Origin of the sequence: Uliginosibacterium sp. sgz301328, from assembly GCF_041807905.1 — a bacterium.
In the GTDB taxonomy this organism is placed as follows: Bacteria; Pseudomonadota; Gammaproteobacteria; order Burkholderiales; family Rhodocyclaceae; genus JBGVSA01.
On the sequence record NZ_JBGVSA010000059.1, the window covers coordinates 1 to 4,468 of the forward strand.

General features: G+C 57.2%; 3 protein-coding genes. All 3 read right to left on the reverse strand.

What is annotated here, in order from left to right; translation table 11 throughout:
* Window positions 1–181: DUF1153 domain-containing protein (locus ACDA63_RS20040; RefSeq protein WP_373665076.1), on the reverse strand; the 181-nt coding region annotated here is incomplete at its 3' end.
* A gap of 132 nt (window positions 182–313) precedes the next feature.
* Window positions 314–1,849 carry an ATP-binding protein gene (locus ACDA63_RS20045; protein WP_373665077.1) on the reverse strand — a complete coding sequence of 512 codons (1,536 nt, stop codon included), beginning with the start codon at window positions 1,847–1,849 and terminating at the stop codon, window positions 314–316.
* Window positions 1,850–2,443: 594 nt separating this feature from the next.
* Window positions 2,444–3,688 (reverse strand): tyrosine-type recombinase/integrase, encoded by a 1,245-nt coding sequence (locus ACDA63_RS20050; RefSeq protein ID WP_373665078.1) that lies wholly within the window; start codon window positions 3,686–3,688, stop codon window positions 2,444–2,446.
* Between the last annotated feature and the right edge of the window lie 780 nt (window positions 3,689–4,468).

The window sequence follows — 4,468 nt, forward strand, 5'->3', positions numbered from 1 at the left end:
TCAGCGCGTTCTCCATGCCCCGCTTGCCATCATCGACCCATTGCTCGACTTCCGAGGGTGACAGGTCGAACTGGCGGGTAGCCTCCGCCACCGTGGTCTTGCCTTGAATAATGTCCAGCACCAGCGCGCTTTTACGTTTGGCTGTCCATCGTTTGATGTCGTCTTCCATTCTCGTGCTCATCGTCTTTCCATCGATTATGACGTGAGCAGGTTTTTACTGGGTCAATACAACCCTTCGTTCAACATTTGAATTCGCCGGCCCGCGCCGCTTTTCGCGCAGGTCCGGTGTAATGATGCGTTGGGCATCATTACATCACCTTGAAGGATTGCCAAACAATCTAGCCCAGAACCCCGCCTTCTTTGCGGGAGCGGGGTTGCGGCTCGCTGCTTGTGACTGGTGCAACGCAGCCTGGATTTCAGGGGTTTGGGCTTTTGGCAGCCCTTGCAGCAACTGGGTATCTGCAGAAGCTCCACGTAGTGCTTTAGACGCGACCATCCCGAGAAGCGAGGTCAACTCGCGCTCGAAGCCGATGGTGACGTCGGTTTCGCCGCTTCGGGCGTGAGCGATCTCATGAAGCAAGGTGGATGCATAGCTCTCGACAGAAGCGAGTTTGCTACGCTTGATGATGATTTCCGTGCCAGTCCAAAGCCCGCAGGCTTCCGAGAAGCTTCCTGTTTCGGGGCGCATCGTCTCCGAGATCTTCACCGATTGAACCCTCGAAGGAAGTCCGCCAATGAGATTTGCGAGCCTTCCGGTCATGTCGAATACCAATCTCTCGGTCTGCTCAAGCTTTTCGGGCGAGACGAATTTGAACTCGAAGCAATCGTTCCACTCAGAAATGAAATTGCCCAAATCCTGTATCGCATTACCTTCCGCATCGACCTGCCCCGACAGTTTTTCCTTGACGGTGCTCGGAATTGTGATGATCTGCCGCCCGTTCGCCCGAGCCTCCTCGACGAAACGTGCAGCATCCATAATCTCCTCATCCGTTAGAAATAGGACATTTTCCGATGCGTTGGTGATCTTCGACGCATGAACAGAGACATCCGTCCATTTCATTTCGTCATGCAGCGTGCCGCTTCCGAAATTGCCGAGATCATCGACAAGAGCCTTGGCGACCGCTTCTGAAGATGAAGCGAGTAGTATGGACTTCACTCGGTCGGTGTAGGCGGTTCTCCCGACATTCGTCCTTTCGCGATTGAGAGCCTTCTTGATGGCTGCTGTCAGCGAGGTGATGTTGTAGGAGAACAGGAAATTGTCCTCTTCGGCGACGCGGATGCCATTGATGTAAATGAAGGAAGCCTTGCCCGCTTTCCTCAGGACTTCTCCATATTGGTTTTTTTCTAGACATTCCTCACCGGCGAAACGCAGGAATAGACGCTTCGCCCTCTCGATATCCTCAATAGAACAACCTTTCAAGATAAATTCAGTTCCGACGAACGCTGGATCGGGCGGATCGGAGATGCAGGCGTGCAGCGTGATGACATCAGAGAAATCATGCTTCTCGGAGCGGTCGAAGGAGACATCGCAGAACTTCGAGCGGATGCGGGTCTCAATGCCCAAGCGGTCGAATGTGGCCAGAGCGTCCTTCAAGCCCACGCCAAACTTTCCGATGAGACCGGGATGATCGAGTTTTTCCTGGTTCTCGTTCATCGTGAAGTGCTCGTGTCGGAGGCCACGGCCAAAGTCCCTGATGCGCCACTGACCGTCGCCGTCGCGGGAGATGGCAATTTCCTGCGTGGCAGTCAATATTTGCTCGTCGAGCGCGTTTGCAATGATTTCCCGAATAGCATGGAATGCATCCCAACTTTCAAGCATCCGGTCGATGTTCAGGTCAAATTTCTTCATTGCCACATACGTTCCGCTTTGATTTCGCCTGATGCCCGACTATCCATTTGGACGGCAATTTTGCCTTGTAACTGCCCAGCGCCAATCGGCCGGAAACTGGCTGGCAATATGCCGCTCGGCGACTAAGCCGTGTGTTTTTCTACAGAAAAAAAGTAGTCATGAAAAGCAGCATGCGTGTGGTTCTGCCTCCGCTGACCAAGACTTAGGTTCTCAACCAGTATCGGTACCAAAAGGGCCATTGCCGCCCGAACCCGCTGAGGATTCGAGACGGCTTGTCGTTCCTAAATGTTCGGCCTTGGGAAATGAACCAGCCAATAGAAGTCTATCGGCATACCTGTCTGCCATCTTGACTGCGGACAATGCAGCTTGGCTATCATGATCTTGGCCTCACGAAAATGACATTGTGACACCCCGCTCAGACTCGCTGAGGCCGCTCGGGGTTGGATGCGGGCCCTCGAGGCGCACATCATCAGTGTCCGCTTCGGCCGAGAATCGGTCGCTTGGCGCCGCGGCAGGCGGAGCTCGTAACCAATATCGGCCGTCCTAAGCATGCATTGCACGACAAACACAGGCGTGAACAGGGGCACCGTGAGATCACGCAGCCAAACGATGCCCGGACTGCCCTGCAAGCTCGGCAAAACACTGCGACGGATCGTCGCCCCGTGCCAGTCCCTCCAGAAAATCGGCGTACGCCTGCATCATGCGCCGACGAGGGGTGAGCCACTGCGCGTGCATATAAGCAAGCTCCACCGCACCGCCCGGTGCATGCGCCAGGGACAACTCCACCAGATCGCGGGGAAACAAGGCCTCACGCAACAGGGTTGAAGCTGTCGCGCGAAAGCCATGGGGTGAGTGCCGGCCCTTGTAGCCGAGACCTGCCATCATGATCGACGGCGTGGAACGCCCGATGTGGGCGGAGCCTGACGCTGAGGACGGAAAAAGGTAGCCGGAAACGCCTGTTTGCAGTCTCAGTTCGCGCAGCATCGTCACGGCCTGATGGGGCAACGGAATGATGTGCACCTGACGTGCCTTCATCCGCACGGCCGGAATCGTCCAGGTCGCGCCCTCCAGATCGACCTCGTCCCACCGGGCGCCGGCCAATTCGGAAGGGCGCGTAAACAGATAGGCCAGTAAGCGGAAATAGACGCGCATCCGAATAGAGGCCTTTGCATCGATAGTTTGTAGCAATCCAGCGACCTCTTCCGGACGCTTCAACGAGGGCATGTGTTGCGTCTTCGGGCGAGGCAGTTCCTCGACGATCGCGTGGGCGACATAGCCGGAGGCGATGCCACGGCGCTCCGCCGCCCGGAACACTTCACCGATGAGCCACGCCAGACGGCGTGCGAGCACCCTGGCCGACCTGTAGATGTCGGTCACGATGGTGATCAGCATCGGCTTGGTGATCTCAGCCATCGGAAAGGCGCCAATGTGGGGCAGTACGTGCTTCTGCATGCCCAGGCGCAGGATGCGGCAATGGCGTGGGCTGCACTGCGCTTCCTTGAGGCTCATCACCGTCTCATAGACCGACTGGAAGGTATTGACGGCATTCGTTGCGCGAACCAGCTTCGCGGCCCGCTTGACGAGGGACGGGTCCTTGCCCTGCGCCACGAGCCCCCGGATCGTCTCCGCTTCCTGGCGCGCCTGGGCGAGCGACATCGACGGATAGCGGCCCAGCGTGTGCAGACGCTCCTTGCGGACATTGCCGACCGTCACGCAGTAGCGCAGTTGAAAGGTGCAGGTCCCGACGGCCGACACGGCAACAACGAGGTTGCGACCATCCACGACACGATAAGGCTTGCCCGTGGCTTTGAGGTTCATGATTTGGCGATCGGTCAGCATGCATGGCTCCCATGACAAGTTGATAGATGGCCCGCCATGCCTTACCCTGTTTTTTACCCAGAAAAATCGTGGGTATAGCTGATGATTGATGGCGCACCTTGGCATGAGCACCATACTAAGCACCTGACAAACAAGGAAATTTAATTCTTGCTGGCTGTGGCTGAACCTTGTTGGGAGATGCTATGACAGTCCTCGCCGACGGCTACGCCGCAACCTTCCCGTCCTGTGCTGCTCGGCGACGCTGAATGGGGAGCCCACATCACACAGCATGGTTGTTCGGACGAAAGGCAAAAGCCCCTATCTCTAGATGACTTAAGTTCCGACCGAAGCTTTCGCCGATCAAACGTGGTTGCCGGCCGAACAACGCGTCAGTGCCGGAGTGGCGGATGATGCTTCGCTTTTACGCCCTACGCGCCTTCAGCCATTTGCGATGGGCTACACGTGCATCAAATCGCTCGTACACCCTAAGACCGATAAAGAAGAGGCTTTGGCTCCACGCATACCCAGGTGTGAGCTATGGGTGGCCCCATTTGAGCCGCCGAGCAACGCAGACAAGACTGGTTGCCCGCGTAGCGGGTCGGCGAGGACTGTTTGAGCCCGAAGGGCGAGTTCCGCAGCCGCCTGACTTGACGAGTAGCGCAGGGGACCGGCCGCAGGCCGGCGGCGATGCTGGGGTCGCTTCTTTGGTTACTTTCTTGTCGATAACAAGAAAGTGACTCGGCCGCCGGGACGAACTCCCGGCCGTCGGGCGTGGGCAATCGAGACCACACTCGATGGGCC

Excerpts from the sequence above, each read along its gene's own strand:
- ACDA63_RS20050 (WP_373665078.1), bottom strand. The coding sequence starts at position 3,688 with ATGCTGACCGATCGCCAAATCATGAACCTCAAAGCCACGGGCAAGCCT.
- ACDA63_RS20045 (WP_373665077.1), bottom strand. The coding sequence starts at position 1,849 with ATGAAGAAATTTGACCTGAACATCGACCGGATGCTTGAAAGTTGGGAT.